The organism is Cellulomonas sp. NS3 (genome assembly GCF_024757985.1).
Lineage (GTDB): Bacteria > Actinomycetota > Actinomycetes > Actinomycetales > Cellulomonadaceae > Cellulomonas_A.
This window is the reverse complement of record NZ_CP103289.1, coordinates 2,813,008-2,830,702: the sequence shown is the minus strand read 5'-3', so window position 1 is coordinate 2,830,702 and position 17,695 is coordinate 2,813,008. Positions and strand designations below refer to the sequence as shown.

Sequence of the window (17,695 nt, the reverse complement as noted above, 5' to 3'; positions counted from 1 at the left end):
CGACGACCGACGGCCCGCACGGGGGTGGCGATGCACGACCAGGACCCGCACCGCCGCGCCGTGCAGTACCGGCTCGACCGGCTCGCCGAGCAGGACCGGCAGGACTCCGGCGGCCCGCACGAGGGGGGCCCGGGGGAGTCGTCGTCGGCGCCCTCGACCGCAGCGGACCCGGCTGCGGACCGTCCGCCGGCGCCCCGGCCACCGAGCATGGCGGCGCGCGGCTCGTTCGCCGACGAGCTCGTCCGCCAGGCGATGGCCCGCGGCGAGTTCGACGACCTCCCGCTCACCGGCAAGCCGATCCCCGGGCTCACGGGCCGGCACGACCCGGACTGGTGGCTCAAGGCGCTGATCGAGCGCGAGCAGATCACGGGCGTGCTGCCCGAGGCGCTCCAGCTCCGCAAGGACGACGCCGCGCTCGACGGACGCCTCGACCAGGAACGGACCGAGGAGCGCGTGCGCGAGCTCGTCGAGGAGCTCAACGCCCGGGTCGTCGCCGCGCGCCGTCAGCTCCTCGGCGGCCCGCCGGTCGTCACGCCCCTGCGCGACGTCGACACCGAGGTCGCGCGCTGGCACGAGCGCCGGCGCATGCGCCGGGCCGAGGCGGCGCAGCGCGAGCGCGAGGAGTCCGCGGCTGCCGCCGTCGAGCACCGGGCGACCGCCCGGTCCCGGTCCTGGCCGCGCGTGCTCGGGCGGCTGCGCGGCCGGGCGCACGAGTACGACCGCCCGCCGGGCTCGGGTGCGTCGGGTGTCGCCGGATCGGGTAGTGGCTCGGCAGGCGGCGGCTCGGCAGGCGGCGGCGCCCCGGGCGGTGGTGACGCGTGACGGTGCCCTCGGGCCGCTCGGCGGCGCCTGCTCCGGGAAGCCGTCCGCTGCCCGACCTCCTCCGCAGCGGTGGCTCGGCCGGCGAGCTGCTCGGGCTGTTCGACGCGCTGCCCCCGGTGGACGTGGACGACGTCGTCGGTGCGTGGCGCGGCGCCGAGGTCCCGACCGGGCACCCGTTCGACGGCCTGCTCGAGCGGCTCGGCTGGCACGGCAAGCGGTTCGCGGGGACCGAGGACGGGTACCCGCTCGTGTTCCGGGGTGCGGCCGGCGCGCTGTGGTCGCTCGACCCCGGTCGGCTCCCGCTGGCGCTCCTCGTCCGCCGGCCCGGCCTGGCGCGCCTCCCGCTCGTCGGCGGGGCGTTCCGGCGGGTCCTCCCGCTGCTCGCCACGCGCGCGCCCCGCTCGCGCCTGCGCACCGTCGAGCACCGGGGCGTGCGCACGGCCGCGATGGTCTACGACTCCGTGCCGATCATCGACGTGTTCCGCCGCGTCGACGAGCGGACGCTGCTCGGCGTCATGGACCTGCGCGGGATACCCGAGCCGTTCTTCTTCCTGCTGCGCCGCGCCACGGCGTAAATGGCGTGCACGCGTCTCGGGCGCCGTGGCAGGCTCCCGTCCGCGGTCGACACGAGCCCGGTCCGGGCCCGCTCGCCGCGACGACGCACGCACCGGCCGGCCGGCCGGCCACCACGCACGAGGAGCACACGATGGACCGCCGCATGACGCGCACGCACCAGGCTCACAGCCTGCGCTGCGCCGTGCTGCCCCCCACCGCGGGAGCGTCGTCCGCGAACCCGTACGCCGAGCCGCTCGACCGCGCGAAGCGCGAGCCCCGCGCCGCCCACGGAGGCCCCGCGACCTGACCGGACACCGTCTGGCACAGCGTCGCGGAGCCGCCCGGGAGTCGTCCCGAGGCGGCTCCTCGCATGTCCGGGCGTCTCCGGCGGCGGTCCGACCGGCCCGACCGGCCTGACCCGCACGACCGCTCGACGCGCTCGACCCGCACCACCCGCACCCCCGTCACCGGGGCGTGCTCGTGGCCGCCGCCCGCCGCACGCGGACGCCGGTCTGACAGCTGCACAGCGAGAGAGGACGACCGCGCACGCCGACCCGCCCGGGCCGGGGGAGCGCGGCGTCGAGAGCATGCGCCCGTAGCCCAACGGACAGAGCGCCGCACTACGGATGCGGAGGTTGGGGGTTCGAGTCCCTCCGGGCGCACAGGTCGGCACGGCGACCGTTCACCGTGCACGCCGTCGGCCTGCGCCGACGGCGGGACCGGGACGTGGGCCGTCCGAAGCAGCAGGTCGGGGGTTCGATCCCCTCCGCGCACCGCGGGCCCACCTCAGCCGGACGTCGAGCCGTCCGGCTGACCCGTCCGCGCCTGGCTGCCGGCGCGGTCCGCAGGGTCCGCACGACCGGCACGCTCGGCCCGGAACGCCGCGGCGAGCTGCTGGGACTGCGCCTGCACGAGGTTGAGGAGGAACGCGTACTCCGGCCCGTCGCGCTCACCCAGCGGCCGCACGAGGAGCCACGCGTCCCGGGCAGCCCGGATGTCGTCGTCGGTGACCGCGCCCATGTCCATCCGCACACCGTGCACCCCGCCACCCACACGCACCTCTCCCGCCCGCAGACACCGCAGCCACCCCCAGCCCGCAGCACGACCCACCACGAGAGGAAGGACGGACCGTGAGCACCCGCAGCGTGCAGGTCCTCAACGCCGGCTACGAGCCCCTGCACCACGTCTCGCTCCAGCACGCCATCACGATGCTGGCCCGCGGCGTGGCGATCGTCGAGGAGTTCGTCGAGGGCGCCACCTTCGGGCCGCACCCGCTGCCGACCAAGGTCCGCCTGCTGCGGTACGTCGCGATGGGTTGGCTGCAGCGCCGTGCCGCGGCGTGCACCAAGGCCGGCGTCCGGGCGCGCGACCGCCACCGGTGCGCGTACTGCGGCGGCCGGGCCGACACCGTCGACCACGTCGTCCCCGCGTCGCGCGGTGGGGCGTTGACCTGGCTCAACACCGTCGCGGCGTGCCGCGCGTGCAACAACGCGAAGGCGGACCGGACGCCCGCGGAGTGGGGCCGGCCGCTGCTCGTCACGCCGTACGTGCCCGAGCGGGTCGTCGCGCTCCGCGCGGCGTTCGCCCCCGTCTGACGGAGCGCACCGCCGCACCCGCCCGGCGTCCGTCCCTGCCCGTTCGGGGCGGACGCCGGTGCGGGCCCGCGACCGGTGGACGCGCGGCCGGATCGCTGTGAGGCTCGGGTGGCAGGCGTCCGGTGGACGACGCTCCGGCGCCGCCCCGTCCTCGAGGGGAGCACACGCATGGCCGTGTCGAGGGAGCAGAGCTCGATCTGGCGACGGATGCCCGTCGACCGGATGGACGACGTGGAGAGCGCGAGCGGGGCGGGACGGCTCACGAAGAGCCTCGGGCTGTGGCAGCTCACCGCGATCGGGGTCGGCGGGATCATCGGCGTGGGGATCTTCTCCCTCGCCGGCCTCGTCGCCCACGGCGACGCCGACAACCCCGGGGTGGGGCCGGCGGTGCTGATCTCGTTCCTGATCGCCGGCCTGGCGTCGGCCGCGGCGGCGCTGTCCTACGCCGAGTTCGCGGGCATGATCCCGCGCGCCGGGTCGGCGTACACGTACGGGTACGTGGCGCTCGGGGAGATCGTCGGCTGGTTCATCGGCTGGGACCTGCTGCTCGAGTACATCGCGATCGTCGCGGTCGTCGCGATCGGCATCTCGGGGTACCTCGACGCGTTCCTCGCAGGGTTCGGCGTCGAGCTGCCGACGGCCGTGACGGCGAGCCCCGAGGAGGGCGGCGTCGTCAACATCCCCGCGGTCCTCATCTGCCTGCTCGTGACGTTCATCCTGAGCCGCGGCACGAGGACGTTCGGGCGGTTCGAGCTCGTCGCCGTCGCGATCAAGGTCGTGCTCATCCTGTTCATCATCGGCCTGGGCATCTTCTACGTCGACACGGCCAACTACGACCCGTTCCTGCCCAACGGCTTCGGTCCGGTCCTCACCGGCGCGGCCACGGTCTTCTTCGCGGTCTTCGGGTACGACGCGATGTCGACCGCGGCGGAGGAGGCCGAGGACGGGCGCAAGCACATGCCGAAGGCGATCATCCTGTCCCTCATCATCGCGATGCTCCTGTACGTCGCCGCCACGCTCGTGCTCACCGGCCTGCAGAGCTACGAGGACATCGACCCGACCGCCGGCTTCGCGTCCGCGTTCACGAACGTGGGCCTGCCGGTGATCGCGAGCATCATCTCGGTGTTCGCGGTGCTCTCGATCCTCACCGTGATGCTGACGTTCCTGCTCGGTGTGACGCGCGTGTGGTTCTCGATGAGCCGCGACGGTCTGCTGCCGACGTGGTTCGCGGGCGTCGACGAGCACGGCACGCCGCAGCGCGTCACGTGGATCGCCGGCATCGCGTCCGCGCTGCTCGCGGGCGTCTTCCCGATCCGGGCCGTCGCGGACCTCACGAACATCGGCATCCTGTCCGCGTTCGTCGTCGTGTGCGTCGCCGTGATCATGTTCCGGTACACGCGCCCGGACGCGCCGCGCTCGTTCCGGCTCCCGTGGATGCCGTTCGTGCCCGCGTTCGGCGTGCTGGCCTCGCTGTTCCTGATCCTGCAGCTGCACTGGGAGACGTGGCTGCGGTTCGGGGTGTGGCTCCTGATCGGCCTCGCGCTCTACTTCGGGTACGGGCGGCGGCACTCGCTGCTGAACCCGGACAGCCCGCACCACGCGCGCGCCGGCGCACCCGACGCCTGACCCGGCCGGGCGGTCCGCGCGACGGGTGGTCGCGCCGCGTCCGGCCCCGCCCCGACGCGTCAGATCCGTCCGCGCACCGGCGTCCGCTCGGCCGGGTCGGCGTCGTCGGGCATCGCCATCTCGGCGCGCACCCCGAGCAGGCGCACCTCCCGGTCCTCGAGGCCCTCGGCGAGCGCGAGGGCGGCGGCCACGACGTCGGCGCCGTCCCGGCTCGGCGCGGCGAGCTTGCGGCTCACGACCTTGGTCTCGAACGGCGCGTAGCGGACCTTGAGCGCGACGCGGACGACCTCGCGCCCGTCCTCCGCGGTGTCGGTGACGACCGCGCGGGCGAGCTCGTCGACCGCGGCGCGCACCTGCTCGGGGGTCGTGAGGTTCTGCTGGAACGTGGTCTCGCGGCTGTGCCCGCGCGGGACCCACGGCCGGTCGTCGACCGTCGTGGGCCCGAGCCCGTGACCCAGCTCGTGGTACCAGACCCCCATGCGCGGTCCGAACTCGGCGACGAGCGCCTCGGTCGGGGCGGCGGCGAGCTCGGCGACCGTGCGGACCCCGAGCCCCGTGAGCCGGCGCGAGACCTTGGTGCCGACACCCCACAGCTCGATCGTCGGCCGCTCGCCCATGACGTCGAACCAGTTCGCCTCGGTGAGCCGGAAGATCCCCGCGGGCTTGCCGAAGCCGGTCGCGATCTTGGCCCGGACCTTGGTGTCGCCGATCCCGACGGAGCAGTGCAGCCGGGTCGCCGCGAGCACCGTCTCCTGGGCCCGGCGGGCGAGGGCCTCGGGGTCGTCGGTCACGGCGCCGAGGAACGCCTCGTCCCACCCGAGCACCTCGACGACGACGCCGAGCCCGCGCAGCGCCGTCATGACCTCGTCGGAGACCGCCTCGTACGCCGGGCCGTCCACGGGCAGGAACACCGCGTCGGGCGCCTTGCGCGCGGCGACCCGGAGCGGCAGGCCGGAGTGCACGCCGAGCTCGCGCGCCTCGTAGGACGCGGTCGACACGACGCCGCGCTCGGTGGGGTCGCCGCGCCCGCCCACGACCACGGGCCGCCCGGCGAGCTCGGGGCGGCGCAGCACCTCGACGGCGGCCACGAACTGGTCGAGGTCGACGTGCAGGACCCAGGGCGTCGGAGCGCTCATGCCCCGAGTCTGGCGGTGCCGGGCGGCCGGGGCACGCGCGCCGCACGATCGCGCGACCCGCCCCCGTGCGGGCCGGCCCTGGCCCGCGCCGGCACCGGGCGCGCGGGCCTCCCGGCCCGCTCCACGCGGGACGTCAGGGCGTCCGGAGCCGGTGCAGCACCTCGCCCGCCTGCGGGACCACGAGGGTGTCCGGGTCGGCGGCCCACGCGTCGACGTCGACCTCGGCCGGGTCGAGGTAGTCGAGGTTCGCCGCCCGCACGACGTCCTCAGGGATCCCCGTCGCGAGCGTGACCGTGACGCGGCACCGCTCGCCGTGCACGTCGTCGTAGGTGCCCTGCCCGCGCAGGTGCGTCGAGTGCGCGAGGTCGCCCCACGGCAGGTGCTTGAAGCGGTCCCACTGCTGCACGAAGTAGTCGCGGCAGTGGTACCCGATCTCGAGGATCTGGGGGTGCATCACGGAGATCTCCGTGATGTGCGGCGCGTAGAGGACGACCTGGCCGCCGTCGGCGACGACCGGCTCGACCTTGTAGAACCCCTTCGCGCCGGTCCACATGTCCTCGTACTTGGTGGGGATCACCGACAGCACGCGGCGCACGGGCGCGTCGAGGTACCGCACGTGCGTCTCGGCGGAGACGTCGGCGGCGGCCGCCCAGGCGTCCTCAGGGCTCCCGAAGCTCGCGGCGTGCAGGGCCCCGGTGCCGGACTGCGCGACGACGCACAGCGCGTACCGCTCGCCGGGCACGAGCGCGGCGGCCTCGTCGATCAGCGCCCGCACGGGGGTGATCCCGCGCGTGCCGATGATCTCCGAGCTGCTGATGAGGGCGCCGAGCCAGTGCGAGACGTTGATGACGTCCTTCACGGCGACGCCCGGGAACAGGTACTTGTTGCCGCCCGAGAACCCCACGACCTCGTGCGGGAACACCGGGCCGATGATGAGCGTGACGTCGTGCTCGACGACCGCGCGGTTCAGGCGCACGTCGACGTCGCGCACGAGGCGTCCCTCGGACAGCTCGGACAGCCGCGCGGCGGTGATCGTGCCGACGGACACGAACGTCGCCTCGTCCCACCACTCGTGGTTGAGCACGGTGGTGCCGGGGAAGGTCCCGGCGAGGTCGCCGGCCCCGTACCCGAGGTGGCGCGCCAGCTCCGGCTCGGCCATCGCCGCGTGCGTGCCGAGCGCGACGAGGAACGTCAGGTGCGCCGCGCCCGCGGCCGTCGCGGCCTCGTGCACCGCCCCGAGCAGCAGAGGCAGCGGGCAGCTGCGGGTCCCGTCGGGGACGACGACGCACAGGGTCCGGCCCGCGAGGTCGATCTCGGCGAGGCGCTCGGTGACGAACGCGCGGACGGTGGCGTCGTCGAGCACCTGGCCCGGACCGCCGATCGAGCGGGCACCGACGCGGTCCGCGGTCTGCGTGTGGGCTGTCATCCGCCCACCCTGCGCCTCCGCGGCACCCGGGGGCAACGGCTCGTGGCAACGTGCGGCAACGCCCGGACCCGGCGGCGGCTCAACCGTGCCGGACGGGTGCCGCGCGAGCCGGTGCGGGCGAGGACGACGACGCCGACGCGGACGCGGACGCGGACGGGAACGCCGTCGCGGTCGACGCCGACGCGGAGCCGGACGCCTGCGCGGGCGCCGCCGCGCCGGGCTGGGTCCACGCGTGGCGGCGCCGGCCGGGCGTGGCCGTCGAGCCGCGCACCACGAGCTGGGCGGGCAGCACCGTCGCGCGCACCGCGTGCGGCGTGGTGTGCCCCAGCTCGCGCAGCAGCGCGCGCACCGCGTGCGACCCGAGCGCACGCAGCGGCGCGGCGACGGTCGTGAGCGGCGGGCTGCAGAAGTCGGACCCGAAGATGTTGTCGAACCCCACGACGCTGACCTCCGCGGGGACCCGAGCGCCCATCGACGCCAGCCCGCGCATGAGCCCGATCGCGACGAGGTCGTTGTAGCAGACCACCGCCGTGGCGGGCGCCTCGGCGAGCGCCTGCGCGGCGTCGAGCCCGCCCCGCACCGTCGGCTCGAACCGGCCCAGGCGCCGGACCTTGAGCTCGAGCTCGTAGCCGGCCTCGCGCATGCTGCGCCAGCGCATCCCGTCGGCCCACGACGCCTCGGGCCCGGCCGCGTACGCGACCGTGTGGTGCCCGAGCTCCCCGAGGTGCTCGACCGCCCGCCGCATGCCGCGCGAGTTGTCGGTGACCACGCTCGGCACCTCGGTGAGCACCCGGTTGAGCATCACGGTCGGTCGCTGCTTGGCCATCACCCGGATCGTCGAGTCGGACATGCGCGACGTCGCGAGCACGACCCCCTCGACGAGGGGCAGCACCCGGTCGAGCGCCTGCCGCTCGGCCTGCGCGGACTCCTGCACGTCCGAGACGAGCACGGTGTACCCGGCCGCGGTCGCCGCCTGCTCCGCGCCGCGGATGATCTCGAAGAAGAACGGGTTCGTCACGTCCGAGACGACGAGGGCGAGGAGCGCGGTCCGTCCGGTGGGCAGCGCCCGGGCCAGCGGGTTCGCGCGGTAGCCCATCGACTCGGCGACCGCCCGGATACGCGCCGCGGTCTCGGCGTTGACGCGGCCCGGCCGGGAGAAGGCCCGGGAGACCGTGGACGGCGCGACGCCGCACTCGCGGGCCACGTCGTAGATCGTCGGTCCGCGGCGCTGCGGGCCCTGATCGTCGGGCATACCTGCACCGTACGGGCGGTGACAACCCACGGCAACCGCTTGTCGTCGCGCCGGGCGCGGCGGTGAATGGGGGTGGACGCACACCGCACGACGGCCCCGCCGGCACGCCCGGCGCAGAGGAGGAACCCCATGCTCCGCCCCCAGGACACCCGGACGCGCGAGCGCAGGTCCCTCGCCGGGATCTGGCAGCTCCGGCTCGACGCGGAGGGGGCGGGCCGCCGCGACCGCTGGTTCGCCCGCGCCCTCGACGGGGCGGTCGACATCCCGGTGCCCGCGAGCTACAACGACGTCCTCGCCGACGCGGCGGTGCGCGACCACGTCGGCGACGCCTGGTACTAGACGACCGTCCGCGTCCCGCGCGGGTGGGCCGGGGAGCGGGTCGTGCTGCGGTTCGACTCCGCGACGCACCGGGCCGTGGTGTGGGTCGGCGACACGCAGGTCGCCGAGCACGAGGGTGGGTACACGCCGTTCGAGGCGGACGTCACGCACCTCGCGGTGCCCGGCGAGGAGCTACGCGTCACCGCGGTCGTGAACAACGAGCTCTCGTTCCAGACCATCCCGCCGGGCCTCGTCCAGGAGACCCCGCACGGGCGCCGGCAGCGCTCCTTCCACGACTTCTTCAACTACGCCGGCCTGCACCGCACTGTGTGGCTCTACGCGACGCCGACGACGTACGTCAGCGACGTCACGGTCGTCACGGAGCTCGACGGCACCACCGGCGTCGTGCGCTACGCGGTCGAGTCCACCGGCGACGCGGCGCGCACCACGCGCGTGACGCTGCGCGACGCCGACGGCCGCGTCGTCGCCACGGGCGAGGGCGAGCAGGGCGAGCTGCGCGTCGAGGACGCCCACCTGTGGGCGCCCGGCGACGGGTTCCTCCACGAGCTCGACGTCGAGCTCGTCGGCGAGGACGGCGCGACGCTCGACAGCTACCTCCAGACGGTCGGCATCCGCACGGTCGAGGTCCGCGGGATCGAGTTCCTCCTCAACGGCGAGCCGTTCCACTTCACCGGCTTCGGCAAGCACGAGGACAGCGCCGTGCGCGGCAAGGGCCACGACGACGCGTTCCTCGTGCACGCCTTCGCGCTGCTCGACTGGATCGGCGCCAACTCGTTCCGCACGTCGCACTACCCGTACGCCGACGAGGTGTACGACTACGCGGACCGCCACGGCGTGGTCGTGATCTACGAGGTCGCGGCCGTCGGGCAGAACATGGGCCTCGGCGGCGGGATCTTCGGCACGCAGGGCTACGTGACGTTCTCGCCCGAGACGGTCAACGACACCTCGCGCGAGGTGCACGCGCAGGCCATCCGCGAGCTCGTCGCCCGTGACAAGAACCACCCGAGCGTCGTGCTGTGGTCGATCGCGAACGAGCCCGAGTCGGAGACCGACGCGGCGCGCGCGTACTTCGAGCCGCTGTTCGCCCTCACCAAGGAGCTCGACCCGACCCGGCCCGTCGGCTTCGTCAACGTCATGCTCGCGCCGCACGGACAGCGCCAGGTCTCGCAGCTCGGCGACGTGCTCATGCTCAACCGCTACTACGGCTGGTACGTGCACAGCGGGGACCTGGTCGCCGCCGAGGCCGCGTGGCGCGAGGAGCTCGAGGCGTGGGCCGGCGACGGCAAGCCGATCATCATCACCGAGTACGGCGCGGACACGCTGCCCGGCCTGCACTCGGTCACGCCCGTGCCGTGGACCGAGGAGTACCAGGTCGAGTACCTCGACATGAATCACCGGGTGTTCGACGACATCGACGCGGTCGTCGGCGAGCACGTGTGGAACTTCGCGGACTTCGCGACGTCGTCGGGCGTGATGCGCGTCGGCGGCAACAAGAAGGGCGTGTTCACGCGGGACCGCCAGCCCAAGGCCGCCGCGCACGCGCTGCGCCGGCGCTGGACCCGCCAGCCGTGACCGTGCAGCCGCGGCGCTCCTCGCCCCTCCTCCCGCTGGCCCGCGCGACCGTCCCGGCTAGGGTCGGAGAGGTCGCCCGCGGCCGCGCCGAGAGCGTGGTCGTGACCCGCCCGATCCCCGCTCAGGAGGCCTGATGCCCCGGAACGTCGAGCGGCCCTGGCTGCGGCTCCTGGAGGACGAGGACCGCGATGCCGTCGAGAACCTCTCGACCGCGCTGCGGTCCGCCGTGCCGTCCGGGCGCCTCGGCGTCGCGTTCTCGGGCGGGGTCGACTCGTCCGTCGTGCTGGCCCTGGCGGCCGAGGCGCTCGGCGCGGCGCGCGTCGTGGCGGTCCTGGGCGTCTCGCCGAGCCTCGCGTCCGACGAGCGGGCCGCGTCGCACGACGTCGCCCGGGTCGTCGGCGCACCGCTCGTCGAGGTCGAGACCCACGAGGGCGACAACCCGGAGTACCGGCGGAACGGGCCGGACCGCTGCTTCTTCTGCAAGGACGAGCTGTTCACGCGCATCGGCGCGGACGTCGTCGCCGCGCACGGGCTCACCGCCGTGGCCTACGGCGAGAACGCCGACGACGCGCGCCGCCCGGACCGGCCCGGCTCCCGGGCGGCGACCGAGCACCGGGTGCTGCGCCCGCTCGCCGACGCCGGGCTCGACAAGGCGGCGGTGCGGCGGGTCGCGCACGCGCTCGCGCTGCCCTCCGCCGACAAGCCCGCGGCGCCCTGCCTCGCGTCGCGGATCCCGCACTTCGAGGAGGTCACCCCCGAGAAGCTCGCGCAGGTCGAGGCCGCCGAGGCCGAGCTCCGGCGCCTCGGGCTCGGGGACCTGCGCGTGCGGCACCACGGCGACGTCGCCCGGCTCGAGGTCCCGGTGCGCGACCTCGCGGCCGTCGTGGGCGACCCGCTGCGCGACGAGGTGTGGCGGGCCGTGCGCTCGGCGGGCTTCCGGTTCGTCGCGCTCGACCTCGCGGGCGTCCAGTCCGGTGCGTTCACGCTCCCGCTCGTCGGGGTGCGCGGTGGCTGAGCGCTGGGCGCCGCCGCCGGCGCTCGCGGACTTCGTCGAGCTCGACCACGACCGGGCCCGACGCCGCGGGTTCCCCGAGGCCGTGCTGTGCGAGTCGAAGTCCGTCGAGCAGGTGCGCGTCATCGCGGTCCAGGTCCGCACGCGCGACGCGCGGACGCTCTTCACCCGCGTGACCGACGCCCAGGTCGACGTGCTCCTCGCGGAGCTCCCGGGGGCGGCGCACGACCCCGACGCGCGGCTGGTCGCGTGGCCGGGGGAGCCGCCCGAGGCGACGGGGGGCCTCGTCGTGGTGCTCGCCGCCGGGACGTCCGACCTCCCGGTCGCGCGCGAGGCGGCGCTCACCGCCCGCCACCTCGGGCGTCCCGTCGAGACCGTGGTCGACGTCGGGGTCGCGGGCCTGCACCGCGTGCTCGGGCACCTCGACCTCGTGCGCTCGGCCCGGGCGCTCGTGGTGGTCGCCGGTATGGACGGCGCGCTGCCCGGCGTCGTCGCGGGGCTCGTCGAGGCGCCCGTCGTCGCGGTGCCCACGTCGGTCGGCTACGGCGCGGCGTTCGAGGGGCTGGCGCCGCTGCTCACGATGCTCAACGCGTGCGCCCCGGGCGTCGCCGTGGTCAACATCGACAACGGCTACGGCGCCGGGCACCTCGCCGCGCAGGTCGCGGCGCCGTGGGGGCACTCGGGCTGACCGCGAGCCGCTGCGAGGCTCACCCCGCCCGGCTGCCGTCCCAGGACGCACCCGCGACCAGCCCGGCGGCCTCCGCGGCTGCGTGCGCGTCGGCCAGCACGCGGGCGGCCGGCACGCCGGTGGCGTCCGCCAGGGCAGCCACGTCCTCGAACTCCGGCATCGCCTGGACGACGAGGCCCGCGCGGTGACCGACCTTGATCCGCACGACGCCGGTGCCCGGCGCTCCCATGTCGGTCGGGGCGACAACCGCGTGAGGGTGCGGGTGCCCGTGGCCGGCCTCGGCGCGGGGACCGGCACCGGCGGTCGTCACGTCGACCCGCACCGGGACCCAGGCCCGGTCGAGCACGTCCTTCTCGACGGTGCTCACCCGGACCCCGAGCGTCGTCGTGTGGGCGAGGACGACCGCCCGGAGCGCGTCGGCGACGGACGGGTCGGCGAGCACGTGGAGCGTGTGCGCCGGGCGACCCTTCTTCATGAGGATCGGGGTGAGCCACGCGTCGGACGCCCCGGCGGCGAGGAGGTGCGCGAGAACCCCGGGCCACAGCCGCGGGTCGAGGTCGTCGACGTTGGTCTCGAGCAGGACGGCGGGCTCGGTGTGCGGCCGCGACCCGGCGTGCGGCGCGCCGAGGTGCGCCCCGGTGCCGAGCGCGAGCCGCAGCACGTTGGCGCGGTCGGGCCGGTCCCGCGTGCCCGCCCCGATGCCGGTGCGCTCGACGCGCATGGCGGGCAAGGGGCCGGACTCGGAGGCCAGCGCGGTCACGAGCGCGAGGCCCGTGGGCGTCGCGAGCTCACCCCGGCCGCCCGCGACGACGTCCCAGCCGCGCGCCAGCTCGAGCACCGCGGGCGCGGGCACCGGCAGGGTCCCGTGGTGCGCCTCGATCGTGCCCGAGCCGAGCGCGACGGGGGAGACGACGACGTGCGCCGCGCCGAGGCTCGCGACCCCGGCGCACGAGCCGACCACGTCCGCGATCGCGTCGAGCGCCCCGACCTCGTGGAAGTGCACGTCCTCGGGCGGGACGCCGTGCACGCGGCCCTCGGCGTCGGCGAGGCGCGCGAACGCCGCGAGGGCCGCGGTGCGGACCGGCGGGTCGAGGTCGGCCTCGTCGAGCAGCGCGCGGATGGTCGACCACGTGCGGTGCGGCGGGTCGTCGACGAGCACCTCGACCTCGACCTTGGTGGCGCGCAGCCCGGCGCGGGTGACGGTCGACGCCGTGAGCCGGACGGAGCCCGGGATAACGGCGTCGACGGCAGCCTGCAGCGCGTCGAGCGCGACGCCCGCGTCGACGAGAGCGCCGAGCAGCATGTCGCCCGCGACCCCGGCGGACGCGTCGACCCAGAGCACGCGACCGGTGCCGCCGGTGGACACCTGGGGTTCGACGGTCATGCCGCCACCCTGCCGTGCGCCCTGACCTGCGGCAACGGCGGGGCCGCCGCAGCGCGCGCGCCCCCCGGCGCACGGGACGAGCCCGGACGCCAGCGGTCGGGATCGTCGGCGCTCGGGGCGCGGGCACCCCGGCAGGGTGAGGTCGGCTCGTCGCTCACGCGGGGGTCTCGGTGCGGTCGCGGGTCCACTCGGTGTGGAAGGTGCCCTCGCGGTCGGTGCGCTGGTAGGTGTGCGCGCCGAAGAAGTCGCGCTGGGCCTGGATGAGGTTGGCGGGCAGCCGCTCGGCGCGGACCCCGTCGTAGTACGCGAGCGAGGAGGAGAACGCCGGGGTCGGCACGCCCGCGAACGCGGCGGCGGCCACGATCCGGCGCCAGGCGGCCACGCCGTTGCCGACCGCGCCGACGAAGTAGGGGTCGGCGAGCAGGAGCGGCAGGTTCGCGTCGCGTTCGTAGGCCTCGGTGATCCGGTTGAGGAACCGGGCCCGGATGATGCACCCGCCCCGCCAGATCCGGGCCATGGCGCCGCGGTCGATGCCCCACCCGAACTGCTCGGACGCCGCCGCGATCTGGTCGAAGCCCTGCGAGTACGCGACGACCTTGGAGGCGTACAGGGCCAGGCGCACGTCCTCGATGAACGCGTCCCGGTCGGTGACCTCGAACGGCTCGGCGTGCCCGACCAGGGTGCCGGCGGCGGCGGTGCGCTGCGGGACCGACCCCGACAACGCCCGGGCGAACGTGGCCTCCGCGATGCCGGTGATCGGGACCCCCAGGTCGAGGGCGTTCTGCACGGTCCAGCGCCCGGTGCCCTTCTGCTCCGCGCGGTCGAGGACCACGTCGACGAACGCCTGACCCGTGGCCGCGTCGGTGTGGGTGAGCACCTCGGCGGTGATCTCGATCAGGAACGACTCCAGGTCCCCTTCGTTCCAGGTCCGGAAGATCTCCCCGATCTGCGCGGCCGAGGCGCCCAGGCCCTGCTTGAGCAGGTCGTAGGCCTCCGCGATGAGCTGCATGTCGGCGTACTCGATGCCGTTGTGCACCATCTTCACGAAGTGCCCCGCACCCTCCGGCCCCACATACGTGCAGCACGGCACCCCATCGACCTTCGCGGCGATGTCCTCCAGGATCGGGCCCAGCACCGCATAGGACTCCCGCGACCCACCGGGCATGATCGAGGGACCCAGCAGCGCGCCCTCCTCCCCGCCGGAGACCCCGGACCCGACGAAGTGCAGGCCGTGGGCCTTGAGCTCGCCCTCCCGGCGCACCGTGTCCGGGAAGTGGGCGTTGCCCGCGTCGATCACGATGTCCCCCGCCTCCAGGAGCGGGACCAGCTCGGCGATCACCGCGTCGGTGGCCGGACCGGCCTTGACCATGACCACCACCTTGCGCGGACGGGCCAGCGAGGCCACGAAGTCCGCCATCGACTCCGAGGCCACGAACGTCCCCTCGTCCCCGTGCTCGGCGACCAGCGACTCGGTCTTGGCCCAGGACCGGTTGTGCACCGCGACCGTGTACCCGTGCCGCGCGAAGTTCCGCGCCAGGTTCCGACCCATCACAGCCAGACCCGTCACACCGATCTGAGCAGCTCCTCCGGGCATCGCACGATCCTCTCCTCGTGAGCGTGACGGTCCCGGGGACGTGCCCGGACGCCGCGGGGACGTGCCGACGTCCCGCACCCCATTGACCGCCGCGGGCCACGTGCGCGGCAAGCGGTTGTCGCGACTTGCCCGGGCCGCGGGCCCCGCCACGGGCGCTGCGCCACGTGCCGTCACCCGGCTCCGGCGCGGCCGTCACGCCCGGGCGTCGTCCCCCGGTCGGTACCCGGCGGGCGTGGAGCGTGCAGGCCGAGGTGCAGGCCGACCATCCGGATCGTGAAGCACGCCGCGGCCGCTCCGAGCGCCGCCGGGAGACCGAGCACCTCGTCGACCCCGCCCGTCGCCGCGGCGACGGCGAGGGCCGCGCCGACGAGCGCCGGGATCGCGTAGACGCCGCTGCTCAGCACGCTCGGGACCTGCCGGACCAGCACGTCGCGCAGCGTCCCTCCGCCGACCCCGGTGACGGCCCCGAGGATGATCGCCTGCATCGGCCCGGCGCCGAGCTCGAGCGCCCGCCCCGCCCCGGTCACCGCGAAGAGGCTCAGGCCCGCGGCGTCGAGCACCTCGATCGGGTTGCTGAACCGGCTGAGCCCGCGGCTGAACGCGAAGGCGACCAGCCCTCCGCCGGTGGCGACGGTCAGGTAGCGCCAGTCCACGAACGTCGCGGGCGGCAGGGCGCCGAGCAGGACGTCGCGCAGGATGCCGCCGCCGACCGCGGTGATCGCCGCGAGCGTCACGACGCCGACGATGTCGACGTGCGCCACGCGGATCGCGGTGAGCCCGCCGGTCAGTGCGAACGCGAACGTGCCTACCAGGTCGAGCACGACGAGCACGGTCGTCGTGGTGGTCACGACACGGGTCTACCGCACGCTCGGTGCCCCGGCAGGGCCACGCCCGCTGGCTACGCTCGGGACGTGCACCTGCGCCCGTACCGCGACGACGACGCCGCCGCGACGCTCGACGTGTTCCACCGCGCGATCCGGCTCCTCGCGAGCCGCGACTACACCGCGGAGCAGGTCGACGCGTGGGCGAGCCCGGACATCGACCCGGTGGTCTGGGCCGGTCGACGCGCGGCGGCCCGGACCCAGGTCGCGGAGGCCGACGGCCGCGTCGTGGGCTTCACGGACGTCGACGAGGACGGGTACGTCGACATGCTCTTCGTGGAGCCCGACGTCGCGCGGCAGGGTGTCGGCTCCGCGCTCCTGCGCTGGGCGCGGGCGACGGCCGTGGAGCTGGGGGCGCACGAGCTCACGACGAACGCGAGCCTGACCGCGCGGCCGGCCTTCGAGGCGCACGGCTTCGTGGTCGTCGCCGAGCAGCACCCCGTGCTCCGGGGGGTCGAGCTGACGAACTTCCGGATGCGGTGCGATCTCGGTCCCGGGCCGGGCGCCGCGGCCGGCTGACCGCGGGTGACCTCCCGCGGCCGCCCTCCTCGTGCCGACCCCGGGCGGTCCGGCCCGGGCGACCTGCGCCAGGACGCTCAGGGCGCCCGGAGCACGAAGTCCTGGATCGCGACGACGCCCGCGCCCCGGGCCCACTGGGTGAAGTCGCCGGGCCGGGTCACGAGATCGAGCGGCGAGGTGCGCGGGTCCCGGTCGCGCGCCACGGCCACCCGCAGCGCCGCCGGGTCGGCGTCGACGAGGGCGACCCCCTCGCCGGTCACCACGACGCGCTCGGGCATCGTGAGGTTGGCGACCGCGGCGACGAGCCGGCCGAGCGCACCGACGGCGTCGCGCACGATCAGCCGCGCCGCGGGCTCGTCGTCGCGCGCGAGCGTGAGCAGCTCGTCGTAGGCGACCGGCCGGCCGAGGGCGACCGTCGCCTGGGCCGTGAGCGACGGGATCGTGAGCATCGCGCTCGCGCAGCCGCGGTGCCCTGCGAAGCAGACCGCGCCGTTGGGGTCGAGCGGGTAGTGCCCGACGAGCCCCAGGCCGCTGTCCCGGTGGGTCACGAGCCGCCCGTGCTGCACGAGCCCGTAGCCGACCCCCGCGCCGATCGTGAGGACGGCCAGGCTGCGCAGGCCGCGGCCGGCGCCGAACCAGTGCTCCGCGGTCGTGAGCGCCACGACGTCGTTCTCGACGACCGTCGGCAGGCCGGTCGCCTGCTCGGCACGGGTTGCGACCGCGACGTCGTCCCAGCCGAGGAACGGCGCGCTGCGCACCGAGCGGTGGTCGGGGGAGTGGCCGCCGAGCGCGATGCCGAGCCCGGTGACGTCCGAGCCGCCGGCGAGGTCGCGGGTCAGGGCGGCCACCACGCCGAGGACGTGGTCCGGGTCGTGCTCCGTGAGGGGCGCGCTCGCGTGCGCGAGCACCATGCCGCGCAGGTCGACGAGCACCGCGTGTACGGCGTCTCCCGTGAGCTTCACGCCGGCGAAGTGGTGCGACCCCGGGACGACGTCGAGCGGACGCGCCGGACGGCCGGTCGCCGGGTCCCGCGCCGGCTCGGTCTCGACGAGCATGCCGGACTCGAGCAGCGGCTTGGTGAGCCGGGTGAGGCTCGCCTGCGAGAGCTCAAGGCGGCGCGCGAGCTCGGTGCGCGAGAGCGGGCCGTGCAGCAGCACCTCGAGCGCGACGTCGCGCGTCGATCCACCGGCGGGCGTCCACGCGGTGACGTCGGTCATGTCTTCTCCTCCGCACCCGGTCCCGCCCGTCGCACGCCCGCTGCGCGCAGCATCCTGCCAGCCCCTGGGGCTGGCCG

General features: G+C 75.4%; 17 protein-coding genes, 1 tRNA gene and 1 pseudogene. 11 read left to right on the top strand and 8 right to left on the bottom strand.

From position 1 onward, the window contains the following. Positions 1-30: 30 nt before the first annotated feature. The 4 genes from NXY84_RS12970 (at position 31) to NXY84_RS12955 (ending at position 2,039) form a co-directional block, all read left to right on the top strand. Positions 31-822 carry a DUF1992 domain-containing protein gene (locus tag NXY84_RS12970; protein WP_258723499.1) on the top strand — a complete coding sequence of 264 codons (792 nt, stop codon included), beginning with the start codon at positions 31-33 and terminating at the stop codon, positions 820-822. Beyond that, the gene (locus NXY84_RS12965; RefSeq protein WP_258723498.1) at positions 819-1,397 is read left to right on the top strand and encodes a DUF4334 domain-containing protein; all 579 of its coding nucleotides are present in this window, start codon (positions 819-821) and stop codon (positions 1,395-1,397) included. Before NXY84_RS12970 ends, NXY84_RS12965 begins: the two co-directional genes overlap by 4 nt. A 143-nt stretch (positions 1,398-1,540) precedes the next feature. Beyond that, positions 1,541-1,684: a hypothetical protein gene (locus NXY84_RS12960; protein ID WP_258723497.1), complete on the top strand. Its 144-nt coding sequence runs from the start codon at positions 1,541-1,543 to the stop codon at positions 1,682-1,684. 282 nt (positions 1,685-1,966) lie between these two features. Beyond that, a tRNA-Arg gene (locus tag NXY84_RS12955) sits at positions 1,967-2,039 on the top strand. 124 nt (positions 2,040-2,163) lie between these two features. Here the strand turns inward: NXY84_RS12955 and NXY84_RS12950 are convergent. Further along, a complete protein-coding gene (locus NXY84_RS12950) occupies positions 2,164-2,403 on the bottom strand; it encodes a hypothetical protein (protein ID WP_258723496.1) in 240 nt (79 codons plus the stop codon). A 104-nt stretch (positions 2,404-2,507) separates the two neighbouring features. Between NXY84_RS12950 and NXY84_RS12945 the strand changes: the two genes are divergently transcribed. Both NXY84_RS12945 and NXY84_RS12940 read left to right on the top strand, forming a co-directional pair. Next, the gene (locus NXY84_RS12945; protein ID WP_258723495.1) at positions 2,508-2,972 is read left to right on the top strand and encodes an HNH endonuclease; all 465 of its coding nucleotides are present in this window, start codon (positions 2,508-2,510) and stop codon (positions 2,970-2,972) included. Positions 2,973-3,140: 168 nt separating this feature from the next. Further along, the gene (locus NXY84_RS12940; RefSeq protein ID WP_258723494.1) at positions 3,141-4,598 is read left to right on the top strand and encodes an amino acid permease; all 1,458 of its coding nucleotides are present in this window, start codon (positions 3,141-3,143) and stop codon (positions 4,596-4,598) included. A gap of 59 nt (positions 4,599-4,657) precedes the next feature. Here NXY84_RS12940 and NXY84_RS12935 read toward each other — a convergent pair whose 3' ends face one another. From NXY84_RS12935 to NXY84_RS12925, 3 genes are all read right to left on the bottom strand, one after another. After that, positions 4,658-5,734: a DNA polymerase IV gene (locus NXY84_RS12935; protein ID WP_258723493.1), complete on the bottom strand. Its 1,077-nt coding sequence runs from the start codon at positions 5,732-5,734 to the stop codon at positions 4,658-4,660. A gap of 133 nt (positions 5,735-5,867) precedes the next feature. Beyond that, complete coding sequence (locus tag NXY84_RS12930) at positions 5,868-7,160, bottom strand: lactate racemase domain-containing protein (RefSeq protein WP_258723492.1); 1,293 nt, start codon at positions 7,158-7,160, stop codon at positions 5,868-5,870. Between the two features lie 79 nt (positions 7,161-7,239). Beyond that, entirely contained in the window at positions 7,240-8,412 is a 1,173-nt protein-coding gene (locus NXY84_RS12925; protein ID WP_258723491.1) for a LacI family DNA-binding transcriptional regulator, read from the bottom strand. A gap of 129 nt (positions 8,413-8,541) precedes the next feature. Here NXY84_RS12925 and NXY84_RS12920 point away from each other — a divergent pair, with 129 nt between their 5' ends. The 4 genes and pseudogenes from NXY84_RS12920 to larB all read left to right on the top strand — a co-directional run bounded on the left by NXY84_RS12920 (position 8,542) and on the right by larB (position 12,023). Beyond that, the gene (locus tag NXY84_RS12920; protein WP_258723490.1) at positions 8,542-8,751 is read left to right on the top strand and encodes a hypothetical protein; all 210 of its coding nucleotides are present in this window, start codon (positions 8,542-8,544) and stop codon (positions 8,749-8,751) included. A 15-nt stretch (positions 8,752-8,766) separates the two neighbouring features. Then, positions 8,767-10,323 (top strand): annotated as a pseudogene (uidA, locus tag NXY84_RS12915) (beta-glucuronidase); the annotation flags it as partial. A gap of 133 nt (positions 10,324-10,456) precedes the next feature. Next, the gene (larE, locus tag NXY84_RS12910) at positions 10,457-11,338 is read left to right on the top strand and encodes an ATP-dependent sacrificial sulfur transferase LarE (protein WP_258723489.1); all 882 of its coding nucleotides are present in this window, start codon (positions 10,457-10,459) and stop codon (positions 11,336-11,338) included. Next, the gene (larB, locus tag NXY84_RS12905) at positions 11,331-12,023 is read left to right on the top strand and encodes a nickel pincer cofactor biosynthesis protein LarB (protein WP_258723488.1); all 693 of its coding nucleotides are present in this window, start codon (positions 11,331-11,333) and stop codon (positions 12,021-12,023) included. Before larE ends, larB begins: the two co-directional genes overlap by 8 nt. A gap of 19 nt (positions 12,024-12,042) precedes the next feature. Here the strand turns inward: larB and larC are convergent, their stop codons facing one another. The 3 genes from larC to NXY84_RS12890 all read right to left on the bottom strand — a co-directional run bounded on the left by larC (position 12,043) and on the right by NXY84_RS12890 (position 15,849). Next, positions 12,043-13,407: a nickel pincer cofactor biosynthesis protein LarC gene (larC, locus tag NXY84_RS12900; RefSeq protein ID WP_258723487.1), complete on the bottom strand. Its 1,365-nt coding sequence runs from the start codon at positions 13,405-13,407 to the stop codon at positions 12,043-12,045. Between the two features lie 154 nt (positions 13,408-13,561). Then, complete coding sequence (gndA, locus tag NXY84_RS12895) at positions 13,562-15,001, bottom strand: NADP-dependent phosphogluconate dehydrogenase (RefSeq protein ID WP_258723486.1); 1,440 nt, start codon at positions 14,999-15,001, stop codon at positions 13,562-13,564. A 170-nt stretch (positions 15,002-15,171) separates the two neighbouring features. Then, positions 15,172-15,849 carry a trimeric intracellular cation channel family protein gene (locus NXY84_RS12890; RefSeq protein WP_258723485.1) on the bottom strand — a complete coding sequence of 226 codons (678 nt, stop codon included), beginning with the start codon at positions 15,847-15,849 and terminating at the stop codon, positions 15,172-15,174. Positions 15,850-15,912: 63 nt separating this feature from the next. Between NXY84_RS12890 and NXY84_RS12885 the strand changes: the two genes are divergently transcribed. Further along, complete coding sequence (locus NXY84_RS12885; protein ID WP_258723484.1) at positions 15,913-16,401, top strand: GNAT family N-acetyltransferase; 489 nt, start codon at positions 15,913-15,915, stop codon at positions 16,399-16,401. A gap of 77 nt (positions 16,402-16,478) precedes the next feature. On the opposite strand, the gene NXY84_RS12880 is transcribed toward NXY84_RS12885, so the two are convergent. Next, complete coding sequence (locus tag NXY84_RS12880) at positions 16,479-17,618, bottom strand: ROK family transcriptional regulator (RefSeq protein ID WP_258723483.1); 1,140 nt, start codon at positions 17,616-17,618, stop codon at positions 16,479-16,481. Between the last annotated feature and the right edge of the window lie 77 nt (positions 17,619-17,695).

What these genes read in the sequence shown, in the direction of transcription:
- NXY84_RS12970 (WP_258723499.1), top strand. Translation starts at nt 31, where the DNA reads ATGCACGACCAGGACCCGCACCGCCGCGCCGTGCAGTACCGGCTCGAC.
- NXY84_RS12960 (WP_258723497.1), top strand. Translation starts at nt 1,541, where the DNA reads ATGACGCGCACGCACCAGGCTCACAGCCTGCGCTGCGCCGTGCTGCCC.
- NXY84_RS12950 (WP_258723496.1), bottom strand. Translation starts at nt 2,403, where the DNA reads ATGGACATGGGCGCGGTCACCGACGACGACATCCGGGCTGCCCGGGAC.
- NXY84_RS12940 (WP_258723494.1), top strand. Translation starts at nt 3,141, where the DNA reads ATGGCCGTGTCGAGGGAGCAGAGCTCGATCTGGCGACGGATGCCCGTC.
- NXY84_RS12935 (WP_258723493.1), bottom strand. Translation starts at nt 5,734, where the DNA reads ATGAGCGCTCCGACGCCCTGGGTCCTGCACGTCGACCTCGACCAGTTC.
- NXY84_RS12930 (WP_258723492.1), bottom strand. Translation starts at nt 7,160, where the DNA reads ATGACAGCCCACACGCAGACCGCGGACCGCGTCGGTGCCCGCTCGATC.
- NXY84_RS12925 (WP_258723491.1), bottom strand. Translation starts at nt 8,412, where the DNA reads ATGCCCGACGATCAGGGCCCGCAGCGCCGCGGACCGACGATCTACGAC.
- NXY84_RS12920 (WP_258723490.1), top strand. Translation starts at nt 8,542, where the DNA reads ATGCTCCGCCCCCAGGACACCCGGACGCGCGAGCGCAGGTCCCTCGCC.
- larE (WP_258723489.1), top strand. Translation starts at nt 10,457, where the DNA reads ATGCCCCGGAACGTCGAGCGGCCCTGGCTGCGGCTCCTGGAGGACGAG.
- larC (WP_258723487.1), bottom strand. Translation starts at nt 13,407, where the DNA reads ATGACCGTCGAACCCCAGGTGTCCACCGGCGGCACCGGTCGCGTGCTC.
- gndA (WP_258723486.1), bottom strand. Translation starts at nt 15,001, where the DNA reads ATGCCCGGAGGAGCTGCTCAGATCGGTGTGACGGGTCTGGCTGTGATG.
- NXY84_RS12880 (WP_258723483.1), bottom strand. Translation starts at nt 17,618, where the DNA reads ATGACCGACGTCACCGCGTGGACGCCCGCCGGTGGATCGACGCGCGAC.